Source organism: Methylocaldum sp. (genome assembly GCF_039794385.1).
GTDB lineage: Bacteria > Pseudomonadota > Gammaproteobacteria > Methylococcales > Methylococcaceae > Methylocaldum.
This window is the reverse complement of the sequence record NZ_JBDIVO010000337.1, coordinates 1-4,896: the sequence shown is the minus strand read 5'-3', so window position 1 is coordinate 4,896 and position 4,896 is coordinate 1. Positions and strand designations below refer to the sequence as shown.

The following is a 4,896-nucleotide window of genomic DNA, read 5'->3' as shown; positions in this document are numbered from 1 at the left end:
CAGGATTGCCAGTTCGAGCTGTGGTTCACCAATCGCGGTCCCGGGGCTTGGACCGGCCGTCCCACCCTCACCGACACCTTGCCGCCGGGCGCAACATTCAAGAGCGGAACAGCCCCCTGGGTTTGCAACCAGGCGGGTGCCGCTGTCACCTGCGAGCATCCGGATGTGACCTTGCCGGCGATGCAGAGCCTGAAAGTGACGATCACGCTCACCATGCCCGCGACGATCCCCGCCGGCGCCAAGAACTGCGTGCGGGTGCAACATCCGCCCGGCTATGTCGATCCGGTTCCCGGCAATGACGAGGCCTGCGCCGGCCTTCCGCCGAGTGGCCCGCAAACACCACCGCCGCCGCGCAGCGAGAAATGCAACGCCACCATCAAGGCCGGCGGCGATACGCCGGAGACGATCGACATCGATCTCACCGGCTACCAGGGCACGGCCAAGTTTTCGTGGAAGCACTACAGCATCAAGGACCGCATGAAGGTGACGGCCGGCGGTCAACTGATCCATGACACGCAATGCGTGGGCGGCTCGGGCAGCAAGGATTTCCCGATTGCCGGCCTGACCAGTATCCGCGTCGAGGTCATTCCCAATTGCGACGGGTCGACCGGCACGCAGTGGGAATTCAAGGTTGAGTGCCCGCAGGCCGCACCGCCGCAACAGTCTCCGGCGGGACTGCCGGACTTCGAAATGAAGAAGTCGCAGACCACCCCCGCCTGCACGCCCGGCGGCTCGTGCAGCTTTGAGGTGCAGCTTATCAACAAGGGTCCGGGGCCGTGGACGGACCGGCCCGAACTCAAGGATACGCTGCCTCCGGGTGCGACCTTCGAGTCGGTCTCGCCCGCGCCGTGGACCTGCACGCAATCGGGCGCCGAGCTTCGCTGTAAACATCCAACCGATCTTGTCATGCAGTCCGGCACCCCGGTCACGTTCACGATCACGGCAAAGATGCCGGGTACGATTCCGCCCGGCGCTGAGAACTGCATCGAAATCGTCTGGGGGCCCTATCGCGACCACAATCCGGCCAACGACCGCGCCTGCACCCCGGTGCGGACGACGCCACCATCGCCGCCGGCCCCGCCCCGCAGCGAGAAATGCAACGCCACCATCAAGGCCGGCGGCGATACGCCGGAGACAATCGACGTCGATCTCGGAGGCTACCAGGGCACCGCCAAGTTCTCATGGGAGCACTACAACATCAAGGACCACATGAAGGTCACGGCGGGCGGTCAGCTCATTCATGACACGCAATGCGTGGGTGGTGCCGGCAGCAAGGATTTTCCGGCTGCCGGCCTACCAAGCGTCCGCGTCGAGGTCATTCCCAACTGTGCCGGCGGCACGAGCGGTACTAAATGGGAATTCAAGGTAGAGTGCCCGCCGCTCCCGCTGACGGTCGAAGAGCCGGAGTTCGCGCCAAAACCGCCGAAAATTGTTACCCCGCCGGTGCTCTGCCCGCACGGCACGGTCAGGCAGGGTGAAATCTGCGTCAAGGTCGAGCCGCCAAAGGCGGCGCCAACGCCCAAGGTGCACCCGCCCAAAAAACCGCCGAAGGTGAAGACGAGTTGCCCGAAGGGATACGTATACAACAGGAGAACGCATCGCTGCGTTCCCGTCCGGGTGCCGCCCCGGGTGCAGCCCCTGCCACCCTGCCCATACGGGACGATCCGTATAGGACAGCTTTGCGTTCGCATTCACATCCCGCCCCCCACTTACAAGCCGCACGGTGGCGGGGGCCATCATGATTGACAATGATCGAAAGGCTCGAGTGCGTGTCGGTGGTTCCTGCCCGAGCACTATCTTCTCAATTAGCTAGGATCCCAAAGTTAGGCGCTGCATAGGCGCGCTGTGGCAGGTACTAATTGGCCCCCAGCCATTTGAAACGAGGCCGCGCACTCAGTAGGGATGGAAAACTCGCTATGCCGGTGCATGACTCTTTCCGGCGACATTTCGGACTGAGTAGCCGGTATGTCGCATGTCGCTAAAGTGCCACAAGCGGACAGCTGGCGTAAGTTACTTCGAGCGCGGTTCAGATAACGACAAAAATCGCAGGGAATCCTCAGGCCGAGTACTATGTTTCCACCGCAGAAAAACCGGGAGACGCTTTAAAAACTCTCGTGCACTCTTCTTGATCTGGCTCAACAAGCTAATCACACGATTTATCATATAGTAAAAAACTGACGGTGTTAGGGAGGCGCCGGGGGCTCGTGATGCACTCATTTCCCAGCTCCAAACTGGTCAATCCCAGCTCCAAACTGGTCAAATGTCTTACTGGGGGCGTGTATTCGCGCAGCTCGGGAAGGAAGCTAAAAGCTCGGTCGCTCCAAGCCTCGTCCGCAATCACTGGCGTTTTACTCAGCGCCATGATGTGGGTGACGCCAGCCGTTGCCGAGTACGAGGGATATTGCGAAAGAGTCATTCAACTCCGGAAAATTGAAAAGGATCTGGAAATAGTCAGAGTGGAGTTGGTGAAAAATAACGCGACAATCGCAGACATGCAGAGGATCCTCGATGCATCGTTCAAGGGAGGACCGCCGCCGGACGAAAACAAGCTTCAAGCCATGGGCATTGCAGGCAGGGGCGTAGTTGGCGCCGGCAAGAGCAAAGCCGAACAGTTACAAGCTATTATCAAAAAATACGAAAGCCCAGTGCGGCTTACTAACGTGGTCGACGCACTTGCGCTTCAGGCGATGAAGATCGGGGAGGTAGAAAGAGCCCTTACAGAACAAGCTAAAAAGTCTGGCGTGGAATCGGTGACTCAGCTTTCAGAAGAAGACAAGAAAGCGGCGATTAAAATGGGGCAAGGGCGTGCGGTCTATCAGTTGGAGATAAAAAGGAACCGCGAGTATGGGGACAGTCTCCTGCGTCTCTACGCGGAAATTAACGCGAAGCGGATGGCCCTATTTAACGAACTGGGGCCGCTCGAGAGAGAAAACTACGATGAGGGGGCGTGCACTGAAGGGGCAACGACCGGCAATGACAGCAGCGGCGATGAGAGCGGCGATGGTAGGACCGATAGCGAAGATACCGGTGCGGCGGAGGACCCGAACGGCGGCGGGGAAACCGGTGGTCCCACTGGCTCCAGAAGCGACAGCGGCGGGCCGGGCAGTGGCTTAGGCTGCCCAATTCAGCAACTTGGCTACTCTCCCGACGCCATTTTTGTGCCGACAGCCGATAGTTCCCAGTGCGGTCCATGCCCGCCCTTGGCCGGGTGGAGCGTGCCGGGGAATGCGAGATGCGGCGGCGCAAGCCCCACTGGTGGGGCGGGGACTCCTCGCTGTCCTCCCGATCAGCACTGGAGCAAGGACCTCGGAAAGTGCCATGCCGGCAGCTAGACACATAGGAATATCTCGCTGGCCCTTAGGAGAGTCCGGCCGGCCTGCATCCCCTGGTCGTAAGCAGGTGTAGGGAGCCGTTCCATGCCGATCAGAGGGAAAGTCGGCGTGGTTTCGACCGGGCTGCGTTGTCTGGTGGCAGCCGTTGTATGGCTCGCCTGCTCCCTCCTTGCTCGCGAAGCTGCGGCACAGGAGCCGCTTCAGCCGGGTGAGGGATTCCTCACCCGCTTTTCCGGTACGACCAAAAATTCAAGTGGCGAGACGGTTATCAACCTCGATGGGGTGGTCGGAAGCATCATCTCATTGCGGAATCCGGCCCAGCCGCCCAAAGGCCAACACTGGCTGAACGAGCCGCAACGCAACCCTGTCACAGCGGCCCAGGTTGGCGAGGTGTTCGGCGTCGCCATCGACGACGCAGAACAACCAAACATCTATATCACCGCCACCTCCGCATTCGGACTGCACAGAACTCCGGACAATTCGGCCTGGATGGAGGGCATGTGGGGCCCGAACGCGGGTCCTGGTGCCGTTTGGAAACTCGACGCAGCAAATGGCTACGCTCCTTCGTTATTCGCCACCATAACTCTCGATGGCAGGCAGAACACGGGCGCCGCGCTTGGTAACATCGCCTACGACCGGTGGAACAAACAGCTCTACGTATCTGACCTCGAGACGGGCATGATCCACCGCCTTCACGTGTCCGACGGTTCAGACCTCGGCCGATACGATCACGGCGTCGATGGCCGCGCGCGTTTCCTTGACGCTGCAACGGACCAAGAGAAGTCGCTCTCTCAAGTGAGATTCGATCCGAGCAGTGCGGCGCGCATCACCGATTGCCCGCATGGGCCTTTTGCCAAGACGCCTTCGTGCTGGAACATTGCGGATTTTCGTCGCCGCGTCTGGGGCGTCGGTGTGAGGAAAGACTCACAAAGCGGGCAGATCCGCCTTTATTACGCAGTTTGGAGCAGCCAAGCGCTTGGCAGCCCTGATTTTACCTCCGCCAGTGACGAGGAAAAACGCAACTCTGTCTGGTCAGTGGCACTCAAAGATGACGGAGCATTCGACCTAACGAGCGTGCGCAGAGAGTACCTGCTGCCGGACTTCTTCACTGACGCGCGCGATATCGAGCGTGCCGGCCGTAGCCACCCCGTAACTGATATCGCGTTTCCCAAGTGCAGCGCCAGCAACGCAATGCTGGTGTCTGAGCGAGGTGGAGTTCGCAATCTTGGCCTCGACGCCGATAGTCCGTTTGCCGCGTCGCATGAGTCCCGCGTGCTTCGTTACGAGCTAGATAAGAAGGGAATTTGGCAGCTTGTCGGGCGCTACGATGTTGGTTTCTACATCCGTAAAGACAGCGAGCCGCCATCCATACGCGCGAACAGCTCCGGCGGCATCGATTTCGGCTACGGATACGAGCAGGATTGGTCCATTGCTTCGGCAAGGCCGGATGAGTTCGTCTGGATAAGCGGCGCACTATGCTCGCCGCATGCTCCTTGCTTCGTGCCCGAGATCGACAAGCGGATCGACGGATCTCACGTTGCCGGCATTCAGGGCACTCCCGAGT

At 60.2% G+C, this 4,896-nt stretch carries 3 protein-coding genes; all 3 read left to right on the top strand.

The window, feature by feature from the left end; all coding sequences use genetic code 11:
- On the top strand, positions 1 to 1,746 hold a 1,746-nt coding region (locus ABJK70_RS20170; protein ID WP_347258898.1), incomplete at its 5' end, for a hypothetical protein.
- A 461-nt stretch (positions 1,747 to 2,207) separates the two neighbouring features.
- Positions 2,208 to 3,332: a hypothetical protein gene (locus tag ABJK70_RS20165; RefSeq protein WP_347258897.1), complete on the top strand. Its 1,125-nt coding sequence runs from the start codon at positions 2,208 to 2,210 to the stop codon at positions 3,330 to 3,332.
- A gap of 84 nt (positions 3,333 to 3,416) precedes the next feature.
- Positions 3,417 to 4,896 (top strand): hypothetical protein (locus ABJK70_RS20160; protein ID WP_347258896.1); only part of this gene is annotated, 1,480 nt, incomplete at its 3' end.